The organism is Pseudomonas sp. PP3, assembly GCF_905336995.1.
Lineage (GTDB): Bacteria > Pseudomonadota > Gammaproteobacteria > Pseudomonadales > Pseudomonadaceae > Aquipseudomonas > Aquipseudomonas reinekei.
The window spans coordinates 22,158-36,891 of the sequence record NZ_HG995459.1; the positions used below are offsets into that span (position 1 = coordinate 22,158).

The window sequence follows — 14,734 nt, forward strand, 5'->3', positions numbered from 1 at the left end:
TATAAACAAGATCGGTAAACTGCGCAGAGCCTTATTCTGGAGTGTTTTTCATGGTCAACAGTTGGCGTGTGCAGCAAGCCGCACGAGCAATTCGCGCAGGGGCGGTGATTGCCTACCCAACCGAAGCTGTCTGGGGCCTGGGTTGCGACCCGTGGGACGAAGAGGCAGTGGAGCGTTTGTTGCTGATCAAGGGCCGGGCGGTGGATAAAGGCCTGATCCTGGTGGCCGACAACATCCGTCAGTTCGATTTCCTGTTTGAGGACTTCCCCGAGCTGTGGATGGACCGCATGGCCAGTACCTGGCCGGGGCCGAACACCTGGCTGGTGCCGCATCAGAACATGTTGCCGCAATGGATTACCGGCGTGCACGAAACCGTGGCGCTGCGGGTCAGCGATCACCCGCAGGTGCGGGAATTGTGCGCACTGGTCGGGCCGCTGGTGTCGACCTCCGCCAACCCGCAAGGCCGGCCGGCGGCGCGGACGCGGGTTCGCGTCGAGCAGTATTTCCGTGGACAGGTTGATCTGGTGCTTGGCGGGATGCTGGGTGGGCGCAAGAACCCGAGCGTGATTCGCGATCTGGCGACGGGGCATGTTGTGCGCCCGGATTGAGACCGCGTCGGCCCCATTCGCTGGCAAGCCAGCTCCCACAGGTTTCGGGGGGAACACAAATATTGTGAACACCAGAAATCACTGTGGGAGCTGGCTTGCCAGCGATGAGGCCCCGTCAAACGCTGAAAATCTTAGGGCAACAAAACAACCGAGCCCGTTGTCCGCCGCGCCGACAACTCCGTCTGCGCCTTCGCCGCATCCGCCAGTGGATAACGCTGGCTGATGTCCACCGTCAGCTTGCCGCTGATGATCATCTCGAACAGCTCATCGGCCATCCGCTGCAGGTTCTCGGCGTTGTTTGCATAAGTGCCCAGCGTCGGTCGGGTCACGTACAGCGAGCCCTTACCCGCCAGTATCCCCAGATTCACCCCGTCCACTGCGCCGGACGCATTGCCGAAACTCACCACTAAGCCCCGTGGCGCCACGCTGTCGAGCGATGTCAGCCAGGTGTCCTTGCCCACGCCGTCGTACACCACCGGGACTTTTTTCCCGTCGGTCAATTCCAGTACCCGTTGTGCAACGTTTTCATGGCTGTAGTCGATGGTCGCCCAGGCGCCGTTGGCCTTGGCCAGCGCGGCTTTCTCTGCCGAGCTCACGGTGCCGATCAGCTTGACGCCCAGGGCCTTGGCCCATTGGCAAGCCAGCGAGCCGACACCACCGGCCGCCGCGTGGAACAAAATGGTCTCGCCACCCTTGAGTTCGTAGGTCTGGCGTAGCAGGTACTGCACGGTCAGGCCCTTGAGCATCACGCCTGCGGCCTGTTCGAAACTGATGGCGTCCGGCAGGTGCACCAGATTGGCCTCGGGCAACACGTGAACTTCGCTGTAGGCGCCCAAAGGTCCGCTGCCGTAGGCAACACGATCGCCCACCTTGAACCGCGTCACTTCGCTTCCGACCGCCTCGACCACGCCCGCCCCTTCGGAACCGACCCCCGATGGCAGAGACGGCGGTGGGTAGAGGCCGCTGCGGTAATAAGTATCGATGAAGTTCAGGCCGATGGCCTTGTTGGTCACGCGGACTTCTTTGGGGCCGGGCCCGGCCGGCTGGTAATCCACATACTCAAGCACTTCGGGGCCGCCATGGGCACGGAACTGGATACGCTTTGCCATCTGCTCTCTCCTGTGGTCGATTTACCAAGCGTCCTATCGGACTCCTAAGCTTGATCTTCGTCAACTGCGGCGAGCACATCGGCGGTGGTATGCTACGCGCCCATTTGCGCAGGCCCCGCTCCGATGGAGCGCCGCGTAGCTTTGCCCGATCCAAGGTGATGCCATGACTACCCGCACCGAGGCCGTAAAAGCCTATCTGCTCGACCTGCAAGACCGCATTTGTGCTGCCCTGGAAGCCGAAGACGGCGGCACGCACTTCGTCGAAGACGCCTGGACCCGGCCTGCCGGTGGCGGTGGACGTACGCGGGTGATCGAAAACGGCACAGTCATCGAAAAGGGCGGCGTCAACTTTTCCCACGTCTTTGGCAGCGGTCTGCCACCGTCCGCCAGCGCCCACCGTCCGGAGCTGGCCGGCCGTGGCTTCGAAGCGCTCGGCGTGTCGCTGGTGATTCACCCGCACAACCCGCATGTGCCGACCTCACACGCCAACGTGCGTTTTTTCATCGCCGAAAAAGAAGGTGAAGAACCGGTCTGGTGGTTCGGCGGCGGTTTCGACCTGACGCCCTACTACGGCAACGAAGAAGACTGCGTGCACTGGCACCGCGTCGCCGAACAGGCTTGCGCGCCGTTCGGTGCCGACGTCTACCCGCGTTACAAGGCCTGGTGCGACAGCTACTTCCACATCAAGCATCGCCATGAGCCGCGCGGTATCGGCGGTTTGTTTTTCGATGACCTGAACGAGTGGGACTTCGACACCAGCTTCGCTTTCATGCGTGCAATTGGCGATGCGTACATCGACGCCTACCTGCCGATTGTGCAACGGCGCAAGAACGACACGTTCAACGCCCAGCAGCGGGAGTTCCAGGAATACCGTCGTGGTCGCTACGTCGAGTTCAACCTGGTCTACGACCGCGGCACACTGTTTGGCCTGCAATCGGGCGGGCGTACCGAATCGATCCTGATGTCGCTGCCACCACAAGTGCGCTGGGGTTATGACTGGAAAGCCGAACCGGGCAGCGAAGAAGCGCGCCTGACTGAATACTTCCTGCAAGACCGCGACTGGTTGGCCGAGGCCTGAACGAGGAATCCTGATGGACCGTTATGTCGTATTCGGTAACCCGATTGGCCACAGCAAATCGCCGTTGATTCATCGCCTGTTTGCCGAGCAGACCGGGCAGAAGCTCGACTACAGCACCTCGTTGGCACCCCTCGACGATTTTTCCGGCTGTGCCCGGGCGTTTTTCCTTGAAGGCCGTGGGGCGAATGTGACGGTGCCGTTCAAGGAAGAAGCCTACCGCCTCGCGGACACCCTGACCGCGCGGGCGCAACGGGCTGGCGCCGTGAACACCCTGAGCAAACTGGCCGATGGCAGCTTGCTGGGTGACAACACCGATGGCGCCGGGCTGGTGCGGGACTTGACGGTGAACGCCGGGTTCAGCCTCGAAGGCAAACGCATCCTGCTGTTGGGGGCCGGTGGCGCTGTGCGCGGTGCGCTGGAACCCCTGCTCGCCGAACACCCGGCGTCGGTGATCATCGCCAACCGTACGGTGGACAAGGCCGAGTTGCTGGCGGAACTGTTCTGCGATCTGGGGCCGGTATCGGCCAGTGGCTACGACTGGCTGCTGGAATCGGTGGACTTGATCATCAATGCGACGTCCGCGAGCCTCACCGGCGATGTACCGCCGATTGCGCCGAGCCTGATCGAGCCGGGCAAAACGCTGTGCTACGACATGATGTACGGCAAGGAGCCGACGTCGTTCTGCCGTTGGGCCAGCGAACATGGCGCGGCGGTGTCGATGGATGGTTTGGGGATGCTGGCCGAACAAGCGGCCGAAGCCTTCTTCCTGTGGCGCGGCGTGCGTCCGGATACAGCGCCGGTGCTGGCCGAACTGCGCCGGCAGTTGGCTCTCTAGGCCTTTGTGGCGAGGGAGCTTGCTCCCGCTGGGCTGCGGAGCAGCCCTAAAGAAATGAGCTGATCACATTGCGGGCGCTTCGCACCCGAGCGGGAGCAAGCTTCCTCGCCACAGGGTTCAGTGCGTTTCCCGTGCAATGTTTCAGTCTTCAAAGCGAATCGGGCATTTCTCCGCGCCTTCGAGCTTGCGTAGCTCCTCCACCACCTGCGGCCGCGCCTGGCGCAAGGTCAAGCTGCGATCCTGGCGCAACAAGCGCCGCGCTTCCTGATGCAGCATCTCCACCCCTGAATAGTCGATGAAATTGATCTGCTGCGCCTCGATCACCACGCGTGCGCCGTGCAAGCGTTGCAGGCGCACTTGCAGGTAATGGCTGGCGCCGAAGAAGATCGAGCCGCCAACGCGCAGAATGTCTTCATCGCCGTCACGCACATGTTGGACCCGCGGTTGCGAGGTGCGTTTGAGGTAGAAAAACAGCGAGGCCAGTACGCCGGCGTAAATCGCCGTCTGCAGTTCCAGCAATAGCGTGGCGACGCAGGTCAGGGCCATGACCACGAATTCGGCGCGGCTCACCCGCAGCAAAGCCCGAATGCCGCGGTGGTCCACCAGGCCCCAGGCGATCAACAGAATGCTGCCCGCCATGGCCGGGATCGGAATGTGCGCAATCAGACTCGCGCCAAATACCGCAAACAGCGCCACCCACAACGCCGAAAAAATCCCGGCCAACGGTGAGCAGGCCCCTGCTTCGTAACTGAGGCCGGAACGGGTGAACGAACCGGCTGACAGCGATCCGGAAAAAAACGCGCCGACGATATTAGACAGGCCTTGGGCGCGAACTTCCTGGTTAGCGTCGAGAAGTTGTTGCGAGCGTGCGGATATCGAGCGGGCAATCGACAGGCTGGTAACCAAGCCGAGCATGCCGACGGCGACGGCGCTGGGCAGCAGACGCAAGATCAAATCGAGATCCAGCGGCAACGGACTGAAGGGCGGCAGCTTGCCGGCGAAGGCGCTGACCAGTTGCACATGGCCGAACATCGATGGCCACGCCCACACCAGCACTGAGCCGAGCACCAAGGTGATCAGCAGGGTTGGCCAACGTGGCAGCCACAGTTTGAGGACCACCCCCATCCCCACCGTGGCCAACCCTAGCGCCAGTGAGGCTTTGTCGGTTTCGCCGAGATGGCGAAACAGAGTGATGAAACTGTCCAGGGCGGTGGCCTGGCTCGGCAAGTCCAGCCCCAGCAGGTTGGGCAGTTGGCCGACGGCAATCACCACCGCCGCGCCGAGGGTGAAACCGAGCACCACCGAGTGGGAGACGAAGTTCACCAGCGCGCCAAAACGCAGCAATCCCAGCAGCCATTGGAAAATCCCCGCCAGGAAGGTCAGCAACAGGATCACGGTGACGTAGTCCTGCGTCGCCGGCACGGCCAGAGGACTGACGCTGGCATACAGGACAATGGAGATCGCTGCCGTAGGACCGCAGATCAAATGCCACGACGAACCCCACAGGCACGCGATCAGCACCGGAATAATGGCCGCGTACAACCCGTATTCCGGTGGGAGACCGGCGATCAGTGCGTAGGCAATGGATTGCGGCAACGCGAGAATTGCACCGCTGAGGCCAACGATCAGATCACGACCGACGCTGGCGCGGGTTTGCCGGGGCAACCAGGTGAGAAAGGGGAAGAGCGAATGGCGGCTGGGAAAGGCCATGGGTCCTCTCGGTTGGGGGTTTGCGCAAGGGTAGCAGGACAAAGCCAGCATTGTGGCGAGAGCGCTTTTTTGTGGCGAGGGAGCTTGCTCCCGCTGGAGCGCGTAGCGATCCCAATCCAGTCAACGCGGATAGTCAGCCTTATCCGAGTCGTCCGGGTTAGCGTCTGCTACGCAGCCGAGCGGGAGCAAGCTCCCTCGCCACAGGTAATCTTTACAGTCCCTTGCCAGGTAATCATTGCAATCCCTTGCCAGGCAATCACTACAGTCCCTTGCCAGGTAATCGTTACAGCTTGGCCTTGACCGCTGGCAACGCATCCTTGCCATCCACGGTCTTCACGCCATCCAGCCATTTATCCAGCACCGCCGGGTTGGCCTTGATCCACGCCTTGGCGGCGTCAGCATTGCTGATTTTCTTGTTCACCACCTCGGCCATGATGCTGTTCTCCATTTCCTGGGTAAAGCTCAGGTTGGTCAGCAGTTTGCCAACGTTCGGGCAGGCCTGTGCATAACCTTTGCGGGTCAGGGTGTACACGCTGCCGGTGTCGCCGAAGTATTTCTCGCCGCCCTTCAGATAGTGCATTTTCAGCTGCACGTTCATCGGGTGTGGGGTCCAGCCGAGGAAAGTCACGAATTTCTGTTTTTTCACCGCGCGAGACACTTCGGCCAACATCGCCTGCTCGCTGGACTCGACCAGTTTCCACTGGCCCATGTCGAAATCGTTCTTCTTGATGATCTCCTGCAGGGAGATGTTCGCAGGTGCGCCGGAACCGATGCCGTAGATTTTTTTGTCGAACTTGTCGGCAAACTTGTTCAGGTCGGCAAAGTTATGCACACCCGCGTCCCACACGTAGTCCGGGACCGCGAGAGTGAACTCGGTGCCGTCGAGGTTTTTCGCCAGTTGCGTAACATCGCCGGTGGCGACGAACTTGTCGTAGAAGCCCTGCTGCGCCGGCATCCAGTTACCCAGGAACACATCGACCTGGCCGTCCTTGAGCCCGCCAAAGGTAATCGGCACCGCGAGGGTGTCGACCTTGGCCTTGTAGCCCATGCCGTCCAGCAGAAACCCGGTGATGGCATTGGTCGCGGCGATGTCGCTCCAACCCGGGTCGGCCATTTTCACCGTCTCGCATTGATCGGCGAACGCCGATGCACTGCTCAGAGCCAGGAGCCCGACCGTCAGTACTGTGGATAACCTTTGCATGGACTTCCCCTTAACATTATTGGTTTTGGCAGGGTTGTGGATAACGTGCTTTACGCTCCAGATCGTCGAGGTCGATATGGTTACGCATGTACTGCTGACTGGCGTCCACCAGCGGCTGGTGATCCCAGCTCTTCAGCTTGCCGATGGTCAGCGCTTCGGCGACAAAGCGCCGACGCCGCTGGCTCGCGAGCACCTGTTGATGGATCGCCGGAATGTCCCATTTGGCCCGCGCCTCGGCGAGAAAATCGTCGAACAGCTGGCGATGTTGCGGCGATTGACTGAGTTCTTCCTGTTCGCGCGGGTCGTTATGTACATCGAAGAGTAGGCAAGGGTCGTCTTCGCTGTAGATGAATTTGTAAGCACCGCGACGAATCATCATCAACGGGCTGATGGTGCCTTCGGCCATGTACTCGCCGAAGACTTCGTCGTGACCGCCCTGCCCTTGCAGATGCGGAACCAAAGAACGGCCGTCGAGTGGCAGGCCGGGCTCCAGCGAGCCGCCCGCCAGTTCGACGAACGTTGGCAATAGGTCGGCGGTTGAAACCGAGGCACTGACCCGGCCCGCGCCGAATTGGCCTGGCGCACTTATCAACAGGGGCACTCGCGCCGCCATTTCATACCAGTGCATTTTGTACCAGAGGCCGCGCTCGCCGAGCATGTCGCCGTGGTCGCCGGAGAAGACGATAATGGTATCGTCGATCAAGCCAGTATCTTCGAGCGTTTGCAGGAGTTTGCCGACGTTGCTGTCGATATAGCTGCAAGCACCGAAATAAGCGCGGCGCGCGTCGCGAATCTTATCCACAGGCAACGGTTTGTCCCACAGGTCGTAGACTTTGAGCAGGCGCTGGGCGTGTGGATCGAGTTCCGTCTGGGCAGGTGTTTCAGGCAACGGGATGTCGGCGTCGTCGTACAAATCCCAGAAAGCCTTGGGAATGGTGTACGGGTCGTGTGGGTGAGTCATCGAAACGGTCAGGCAGAACGGCTGGTCGCCATCCTCGCGAATGTGATCGAACAGGTATTGCTGGGCCTTGAACACCACCTCTTCGTCGAAATCCAGCTGATTGGTGCGCACGCAGGGCCCGGCTTGCAGCACCGACGACATGTTGTGATACCAGGTCGGACGCACATCCGGCTCGTCCCAGTTCACCGCCCAGCCGTAGTCGGCCGGGTAGATATCGCTGGTCAGGCGTTCTTCATAGCCGTGCAACTGGTCCGGTCCACAGAAATGCATCTTGCCCGACAGCGCGGTGCGATAGCCGAGGCGGCGCAGGTAGTGAGCGTAAGTCGGTACATCGGCCGGGAAATCCGCCGCGTTGTCATAGGCGCCGATCTTGCTCGGCAACTGGCCACTGACCAGGGTAAAACGCGACGGCGCGCACAGTGGGCTGTTGCAGTAAGCGGCGTCGAATACCACGCTTTGTGCGGCGAGGCGGCTCAAATTCGGCAGTTTGACAGGCGATGGGCCGTAAATGGGCAACATTGGCGCGGCCATTTGATCGGCCATGATGAAAAGAATGTTCTTGCGCTTCATGTGTTCGCGGCATTCCATAGTGGATGTTTATGCGAGAGTGCTGAGGTCGAGGATGGAACCCATGCACTTTGCGGTAAAGCCCATGCACGGCAATGACTAGGATAAGCACAGCTTATGTATGACGCCCTCGGTGACCTGTCCCTGGATTTGCTTCGCGCATTCGAAGCAGCGGCTCGCCAACGCAGCTTTACGGCTGCCGCCAATGAGCTCGGCACCACTCAGCCCGCCATCAGCCAACAGATAAAAAGGCTGGAAGAACAATTGGCCACGCGGCTGTTCGACCGCATCTATCGCGGCATCGAACTGACTGAGGCTGGCATGATCCTTTTTGAGCAGGTTCAGCTCGGATTGCAGAATATAGACGCAGGATTGAGTGCAATCAGCGCACAGCATCAACATGAGGTGCTGCAAGTAGCGACCGATTTTGCCTTCGCTGCCTACTGGCTGATGCCGCGCCTGCACCGCTTTCACGCGGCCAATCCGCAGGTAGATGTCAGCCTGGTCACCAGCGAGCGCAGCCACAACATGCTGCGCACGGATATTGATGTGGCCGTGTTGTTCGGTGATGGGCGCTTCAAGCAGGGTGAAGGCCGCTGGTTGTTCAGCGAAGAGGTATTTCCGGTGTGCAGTCCACAGCTCCTGGATGGGCGTGCCCTGCCCTTGCCCGCCCAGTCGTTGTTGGAGTTGCCGTTGCTGCACTTGCGCGGCGAGAACAGCAGCAACTGGTTTGACTGGAGCGGTGTGTTCCGAGAGTTGGGCATCACCTCGGCTCCGGCACCCGGACAGTTACGCTTCGACAACTACACCCTGCTGATACAAGCCGCGATTGGCGGACAGGGAGTCGCCATTGGTTGGCGGCACCTTGTGGATAACTTGCTGGCGCAGGGTTTGTTGTGCCGGCCGATCGCGGAAACGGTGATGTCACGCCTGGGCTATTACGTGGTTGTGCCCCAGCGCAAACGGCGCGGGGCGCTGATTCAGCAGTTCGTGGATTGGTTGATGGAAGAGCAAGCCTGCAGTGCGCAATCGCTGACAGGGCTTTCGTTTCCTTCCATTGCGGTTTGAACGATCAACAGATCGTCCGAACGGTTATGAAGTGGCCACAAAACTCACATGCTCACCGACATGCAGGTTCAGGTGCAGCTCATCGGCAATGCCCGTCGCCGTGCGGGCCAGACGTTGCAGTGGTTCGGCCAGTCCCGGTTCAAGGTTGCCGCTGATCTGACTGAAATGCTCAATGCTGAGTCCCGCCACCCCGCGTGGGGCGTTCACCATGGTCCATTGCAAGGCACTGCTTTGCAGCGCTTCGAGGATCTCTTCGGCGGCATGGCGTTGCAATCCGTCCTCGATCTCCGGATCGTCCAGAACCTCGAAATCTCCTACAACAAACAACCGTGCGATGCCCGCTGCCTGCATGCCCTCTATCAGCGCATCGACTGCCAGCACTTGCTCGACCGGGCCGGGCACAATGGTTTTTTCCACGTGTTCACTGTTGAATGGCAGTCCCGGCGCGTCTAATAAACAGATGACGGCCGAACTGCCTGCCACGCTTTGCTTCACTCGCTGCGCCTCGAACAGGTCACCCGTCTTGGTGCGCAACCCCGGGCGTGGCGCCAGCGCCGTCAGGTCGTCCAGAATGGCGATCACTTCATGTTGGCGCCGAAGCATTTCAGCCATCAGCGCACTGCCCAGGCTACTCATGGCACCATAAAGCACCACTTTCACCACCGGCGTTTCGGCGTTTTTCATGGCTGAACTCCCTTGTTTTCTTGCGTATATGGCGTGTGACACACATCGAGCGACAAGGGTTCGACTGAATTTTAGAGGGACTCACATGCACCGGATCAAGGGCTATCACGCCCACGTGTATTTCGACGCCAGCAGCATCGATCAGGCGCGCGCCTTGTGCGAGCAAGCCGCGCAACTGTTTCCGCTGAAAATGGGTCGCGTCCACGAGCGCCCGGTCGGACCGCATCCGGACTGGAGTTGCCAACTGGCGTTCGGGCCGGAGTTGATCGGCGAAGTGCTCCCGTGGCTGGCGCTCAACCGCAAGGGACTGGTGGTGTTCCTGCATCCGGACACCGGCAACGACTTGTTGGATCACCGCGATCACGCGATCTGGATGGGCGCGGTCCGGCCACTGGACCTGTCTATTTTCTGATCAGAGTTTCTTCGGCTTAACCCGGCAGATGCTCATCCAGGTGCAGCCACGGCAGGCGGCTGTCCGCGATGGCCTCAACTCGATATCTCGTCTGCCGCCGTCCGACGACCGGTTGCACAACCGGTCAATGCTTTCATCGCCGAAAGCTGGCTGAAAGCTTCCCCGATTAGGATCGCCCCACTACCGGCAACAGACCGGTCGGCCATTGCCGGCGTTTTATCGCTCGCACAGCCCATTTAACAACAACAATGGTGATTCTGATGTCCTCTTCTATCCGCCGCTTCGCCGCAACTCCGCCCGTACGTCTCGTGCTTCCCGTTCTGCGCTGATCTCGCCCGATCCGCCCATTCCCTAGCCGCGCTACGCCTGGAGTATTCCCATGCTGACTTTCCTTGGCTTCGCCATGGTCATCACGTTCATGTTCCTGATCATGACCAAGCGCCTTTCCGCGCTGATCGCCCTGATCATCATTCCAATCGTCTTCGCCCTGTTCGGCGGTTTCGGTCCGAAAATCGGCCCGATGATGCTCGAAGGCATCACCAAACTCGCGCCGACCGGCGTGATGTTGATGTTCGCGATTCTGTACTTTGCCCTGATGATCGACTCCGGCCTGTTCGACCCGGCCGTGCGCAAGATCCTCAAAATGGTCAAGGGCGATCCGTTGAAGGTTTCGGTCGGCACCGCCGTACTGGCGCTCGTCGTCTCCCTCGATGGTGACGGCGCGACCACTTACATGATCTGCGTGGCCGCCATGCTGCCGCTCTACAGCCGCATCGGCATGAGCCCGCGAATCATGGCCGGTCTGATCATCCTCGCCGGTGGCGTGATGAACATGACCCCATGGGGTGGCCCGACCGCCCGTGCCGCCAGTGCGCTGCATGTGGATCCGTCGGCGATCTTCGTACCGATGATTCCGGCCATGGCGGCGGGTGTGGTGGCAATCCTCGCGATCGCTTACTTTTACGGTAAGCGTGAGCGGGCCCGTCTGGGTGAGCTGCACCTGGTGGGTGATGAAATCGACCACAGTGAAATCAGTGTTTCGCAGTTCCCGGACGCCCGTCGTCCGAAGCTGATCTGGTTCAACGGCGCCCTGACCCTGGGCCTGATGTGCACCCTGATCGCCGGCCTGTTGCCGCTGCCGGTGCTGTTCATGGTGGCGTTCAGCATCGCGATGATCGTCAACTACCCTTGCCTGCAACAGCAGAAAGATCGCGTCGCGGCTCACGCCGGTAGCGTGCTGGCAGTTGTCGGACTAATCTTTGCCGCGGGGATCTTCACCGGTATCCTTACGGGCACCGGCATGGTCGATGCCATGTCGAAAAGTCTGTTGGCAGTGATCCCGGATTTCCTCGGCCCGTACCTGGCTGTGATCACGGCGTTGGTGAGCATGCCGTTCACCTTCTTCATGTCCAACGACGCGTTTTATTACGGCGTATTGCCGGTGCTGGCCGAAGCCGCCAGCCACTACGGTATAACCGCGGTGGAAATGGCACGTGCCTCGATCGTCGGTCAGCCCGTCCACTTGTTGAGCCCGCTGGTACCCTCCACTTATCTGTTGGTGGCCCTGGCCGGGATCGACTTTGGTGATCACCAGCGCTTCACCCTCAAGTGGGCAGTGCTGGTGTGTATGTGCATACTGGTTGCCGCATTGCTGATGGGGATTTTTCCGCTGTTCAGCACTCTATAAGCCCAAGACTCACCGCACCGGGTCCAGGCTTCGCTGTTTGAAGCCCGGGCCCGTTGTGGTTTAACAATCGCTCAAAGGAATACACATGGAATGGCTGACCAACCCTGAAATCTGGGTTGCCTTCTTTACCCTGACCGCCCTGGAAATCGTCCTGGGTATCGATAACATCATCATGATTTCGATCCTGGTCAGCCGCATGCCCAAGCACATGCAACAGCGCACCCGGATTTTCGGCCTGGCGCTGGCCATGGTCACGCGGATTCTGTTGCTGTTGTCGATCACCTGGGTCATGCGCCTCACTGCCGATCTGTTCGAAGTGTTCGGCCAGGGTATCTCCGGGCGTGACCTGATCCTGTTCTTCGGTGGTCTGTTCCTGTTGTGGAAGAGCTCGCAAGAGATGTACCACGCGCTGGAAGGTGAAGACGAGTCTGACGACGAGCCAAACCTCAAGGGCGGCAACTTCCTGTACACCATCATCCAGATCGCGATCATCGACATCGTGTTCTCGCTGGACTCGGTGATCACCGCCGTCGGCATGGTGTCCCACGTGCCGGTCATGGTCGCGGCAATCGTCGTGGCGGTACTGGTGATGATGCTGGCCTCCGGCACGATCAGCGCGTTCATCGACAAGCACCCATCGTTGAAGATGCTGGCGCTGTCGTTCCTGTTGATCGTCGGTATGGTGCTGATTGCCGAATCCCTGGACGTGCATGTGCCAAAAGGCTACGTCTACTTCGCCATGGCGTTCTCGCTGGCGGTGGAAGCGATCAACATCAAGATGCGCACCGCGATGGCGAGAAAGAAGAAGCAGCAGGATCCGGTGAAACTGCGCAAGGATATTCCGGGGCAATAACCCGGGGGCAAAGCTCTGTGGGATAAGCGCCCTCACCACAGTCATGCAGTGAACAAGGGGACCTTCGGGTCCCTTTTTCATTGTCCGCACGGAGCTGTTTTCATGACAGTTTTGTTTCAATCGCGTCTTTAGCTATGCGATGCTGGCGCCCGGACCGTTAGCCAACTACAGCTTAAGTACAGAACGTAGATCGTCGCGCGGCACCGTCAACTTGCCCCTTTGGGGCGCCACACCACAGGGGGTCTGTATGCTCACCCTGCTCAATCTGCTCTCCGCCGTGGCCTTGCTGATTTGGGGCACGCACATCGTCCGAACCGGCATCTTGCGGGTTTACGGCTCCAATCTGCGCCACGTGATCGGCCAGAACATGTCCAAACGCTGGCTGGCGTTCATTTCCGGGATCGTCGTAACAGCGATGGTGCAGAGCAGCAACGCCACCGCGATGCTGGTCACTTCATTTGTCGGTCAGGGCCTGATGGCGCTGACGCCGGCGCTGGCGACCATGCTTGGCGCGGATGTCGGTACGGCGTTGATGGCACGGGTGCTGACGCTCGACCTGTCATGGCTGTCGCCGCTGCTGATTTTCCTCGGGGTGATTTTCTTTCTATCGCGCAAGCAGACCCGCCTGGGCCAGATGGGCCGCGTCGCGATCGGTCTGGGCTTGATCATTCTCGCCCTGCAATTGATCGTCGAAGCCGCGACGCCCATTACGCATGCGCAAGGGGTGAAGGTGATCTTCGCCTCGCTGACCGGCGACATCCTGCTCGACGCCCTGGTCGGTGCGCTGTTCGCGATGATTTCCTACTCCAGCCTCGCGGCGGTGCTGCTGACCGCCACCTTGGCCGGCGCCAGCGTGATCAGCCTGCCAGTGGCCATCGGCCTGGTGATCGGCGCCAATATCGGCAGCGGTGTTCTGGCGTTCCTCAGCACTAGCATGCAGAACGCTGCCGGACGTCAGGTGGCGCTGGGCAGTCTGTTGTACAAACTGATCGGCCTGGTGCTGATCATTCCTGTGCTCGACCCCTTGGTGCACTGGATCGACAGCCTGGACTTCAGCCCACAGGAAATGGTCATCGGTTTCCACCTGCTCTACAACACCGCGCGCTGCCTGATCCTGCTGCCCAGCGTCGGGCCGATGGCCAGGTTTTGTGCCTGGGTGCTGCCAGAGCGTCCGCAAGCCAACGGCACCGCCAAACCGCGGCATCTGGACCCTACGGCGTTGGTCACTCCGAGCCTGGCGTTGGCCAACGCGGCGCGGGAAACCCTGCGCATGGGCGACCTGATCGACAACATGCTCGAAGCCATGCTCGACGTGTTGCATGGCAAGCAAACCGCCGTGACTCAGGAAGTGCGGCGCATGGCTGAGGACGTGGAATCGCTCTGCAGCGCGATCAAGCTCTATCTGGCGCAAATGCCTCGCGAAGATCTCAGTGATCAGGACAGTCGGCGCTGGGCGGAAATCATCGAACTGGCGATAAACCTGAAACTCGCCAGCGACCTGATCGAACGCATGTTGCGCAAGGTGCAGCAGCAGAAAACCTCGCAACGCCGGTCGTTTTCCGAAGTGGGCCTGGAAGAGTTGGCGGGTTTGCACAGCCAGTTGATTGCCAATCTGCGTCTGGGCCTGTCGGTGTTCCTCAGTGCCGACCCGGAAAGCGCTCGCCAGTTGGTCCGCGAGAAACGTCGTTTTCGCGCACAGGAGCGGCGCCTGGCCCACGCTCATGTCAGCCGTTTGCAACGTAAGATCGTGCAAAGTATCGAAACCAGTTCGCTGCACCTGGAGTTGATTGCCGACATGAAACGGTTGAATTCGCTGTTTTGCAGCAGCGCCTATGTCGTGTTGGAAACGTCCGACAGCGGCGCGCTGGCTGTCGACGATTTGACTGACACCACGCATTCTCCCTGAACGTCCTCAGTGGCTTGAAGTCTGTTGAACTCACGCTAGCCGTACGGAAGCTCGT

Annotated in this window: 13 protein-coding genes; 8 read left to right on the forward strand and 5 right to left on the reverse strand. The window is 60.2% G+C overall.

Going from position 1 to position 14,734, the window contains the following annotated elements; genetic code table 11:
- Window positions 1-50 precede the first annotated feature (50 nt).
- On the forward strand, window positions 51-608 hold the full coding sequence (locus KHO07_RS00105; RefSeq protein WP_075946928.1) for an L-threonylcarbamoyladenylate synthase: 558 nt from the start codon (window positions 51-53) through the stop codon (window positions 606-608).
- Window positions 609-739: 131 nt separating this feature from the next.
- Here KHO07_RS00105 and KHO07_RS00110 read toward each other — a convergent pair whose 3' ends face one another.
- Window positions 740-1,717 carry an NADPH:quinone reductase gene (locus KHO07_RS00110; RefSeq protein WP_212626179.1) on the reverse strand — a complete coding sequence of 326 codons (978 nt, stop codon included), beginning with the start codon at window positions 1,715-1,717 and terminating at the stop codon, window positions 740-742.
- A gap of 163 nt (window positions 1,718-1,880) precedes the next feature.
- Between KHO07_RS00110 and hemF the strand changes: the two genes are divergently transcribed.
- Together hemF and aroE are read left to right on the forward strand one after the other, a co-directional pair.
- Window positions 1,881-2,795, forward strand: coding sequence for an oxygen-dependent coproporphyrinogen oxidase (hemF, locus tag KHO07_RS00115; protein WP_150733956.1), 915 nt, complete (start codon window positions 1,881-1,883; stop codon window positions 2,793-2,795).
- Window positions 2,796-2,808: 13 nt separating this feature from the next.
- Window positions 2,809-3,630 carry a shikimate dehydrogenase gene (gene aroE, locus KHO07_RS00120; protein WP_212626180.1) on the forward strand — a complete coding sequence of 274 codons (822 nt, stop codon included), beginning with the start codon at window positions 2,809-2,811 and terminating at the stop codon, window positions 3,628-3,630.
- A gap of 141 nt (window positions 3,631-3,771) precedes the next feature.
- Here the strand turns inward: aroE and KHO07_RS00125 are convergent, their stop codons facing one another.
- From KHO07_RS00125 to betC, 3 genes are all read right to left on the reverse strand, one after another.
- On the reverse strand, window positions 3,772-5,340 hold the full coding sequence (locus tag KHO07_RS00125; RefSeq protein WP_212626181.1) for a SulP family inorganic anion transporter: 1,569 nt from the start codon (window positions 5,338-5,340) through the stop codon (window positions 3,772-3,774).
- 283 nt (window positions 5,341-5,623) lie between these two features.
- On the reverse strand, window positions 5,624-6,541 hold the full coding sequence (choX, locus tag KHO07_RS00130) for a choline ABC transporter substrate-binding protein (RefSeq protein WP_150733959.1): 918 nt from the start codon (window positions 6,539-6,541) through the stop codon (window positions 5,624-5,626).
- Window positions 6,542-6,557: 16 nt separating this feature from the next.
- Entirely contained in the window at window positions 6,558-8,072 is a 1,515-nt protein-coding gene (gene betC, locus KHO07_RS00135) for a choline-sulfatase (RefSeq protein ID WP_150733960.1), read from the reverse strand.
- A 114-nt stretch (window positions 8,073-8,186) separates the two neighbouring features.
- On the opposite strand from betC, the gene KHO07_RS00140 reads away from it, so the two are divergent.
- Window positions 8,187-9,137, forward strand: a complete 951-nt coding sequence (locus KHO07_RS00140; protein WP_212626182.1) for a LysR family transcriptional regulator — start codon at window positions 8,187-8,189, stop codon at window positions 9,135-9,137.
- A 24-nt stretch (window positions 9,138-9,161) separates the two neighbouring features.
- On the opposite strand, the gene KHO07_RS00145 is transcribed toward KHO07_RS00140, so the two are convergent.
- Complete coding sequence (locus KHO07_RS00145) at window positions 9,162-9,821, reverse strand: NAD(P)H-binding protein (RefSeq protein WP_150733962.1); 660 nt, start codon at window positions 9,819-9,821, stop codon at window positions 9,162-9,164.
- Window positions 9,822-9,906: 85 nt separating this feature from the next.
- On the opposite strand from KHO07_RS00145, the gene KHO07_RS00150 reads away from it, so the two are divergent.
- The 4 genes from KHO07_RS00150 to KHO07_RS00165 all read left to right on the forward strand — a co-directional run bounded on the left by KHO07_RS00150 (window position 9,907) and on the right by KHO07_RS00165 (window position 14,679).
- Window positions 9,907-10,233, forward strand: a complete 327-nt coding sequence (locus tag KHO07_RS00150; RefSeq protein ID WP_150733963.1) for a DOPA 4,5-dioxygenase family protein — start codon at window positions 9,907-9,909, stop codon at window positions 10,231-10,233.
- Window positions 10,234-10,612: 379 nt separating this feature from the next.
- Entirely contained in the window at window positions 10,613-11,920 is a 1,308-nt protein-coding gene (locus KHO07_RS00155) for a CitMHS family transporter (RefSeq protein WP_150733964.1), read from the forward strand.
- Window positions 11,921-12,005: 85 nt separating this feature from the next.
- A complete protein-coding gene (locus KHO07_RS00160; protein ID WP_034149430.1) occupies window positions 12,006-12,773 on the forward strand; it encodes a TerC family protein in 768 nt (255 codons plus the stop codon).
- Between the two features lie 247 nt (window positions 12,774-13,020).
- On the forward strand, window positions 13,021-14,679 hold the full coding sequence (locus KHO07_RS00165) for a Na/Pi cotransporter family protein (RefSeq protein WP_212626183.1): 1,659 nt from the start codon (window positions 13,021-13,023) through the stop codon (window positions 14,677-14,679).
- The last annotated feature ends 55 nt before the right edge of the window (window positions 14,680-14,734 follow it).

Bases quoted from the DNA above. Each gene is read 5' to 3' on its own strand.
- KHO07_RS00105 (WP_075946928.1), top strand. From the start codon at position 51: ATGGTCAACAGTTGGCGTGTGCAGCAAGCCGCACGAGCAATTCGCGCA.
- KHO07_RS00110 (WP_212626179.1), bottom strand. From the start codon at position 1,717: ATGGCAAAGCGTATCCAGTTCCGTGCCCATGGCGGCCCCGAAGTGCTT.
- hemF (WP_150733956.1), top strand. From the start codon at position 1,881: ATGACTACCCGCACCGAGGCCGTAAAAGCCTATCTGCTCGACCTGCAA.
- aroE (WP_212626180.1), top strand. From the start codon at position 2,809: ATGGACCGTTATGTCGTATTCGGTAACCCGATTGGCCACAGCAAATCG.
- KHO07_RS00125 (WP_212626181.1), bottom strand. From the start codon at position 5,340: ATGGCCTTTCCCAGCCGCCATTCGCTCTTCCCCTTTCTCACCTGGTTG.
- choX (WP_150733959.1), bottom strand. From the start codon at position 6,541: ATGCAAAGGTTATCCACAGTACTGACGGTCGGGCTCCTGGCTCTGAGC.
- betC (WP_150733960.1), bottom strand. From the start codon at position 8,072: ATGAAGCGCAAGAACATTCTTTTCATCATGGCCGATCAAATGGCCGCG.
- KHO07_RS00140 (WP_212626182.1), top strand. From the start codon at position 8,187: ATGTATGACGCCCTCGGTGACCTGTCCCTGGATTTGCTTCGCGCATTC.
- KHO07_RS00145 (WP_150733962.1), bottom strand. From the start codon at position 9,821: ATGAAAAACGCCGAAACGCCGGTGGTGAAAGTGGTGCTTTATGGTGCC.
- KHO07_RS00150 (WP_150733963.1), top strand. From the start codon at position 9,907: ATGCACCGGATCAAGGGCTATCACGCCCACGTGTATTTCGACGCCAGC.
- KHO07_RS00155 (WP_150733964.1), top strand. From the start codon at position 10,613: ATGCTGACTTTCCTTGGCTTCGCCATGGTCATCACGTTCATGTTCCTG.
- KHO07_RS00160 (WP_034149430.1), top strand. From the start codon at position 12,006: ATGGAATGGCTGACCAACCCTGAAATCTGGGTTGCCTTCTTTACCCTG.
- KHO07_RS00165 (WP_212626183.1), top strand. From the start codon at position 13,021: ATGCTCACCCTGCTCAATCTGCTCTCCGCCGTGGCCTTGCTGATTTGG.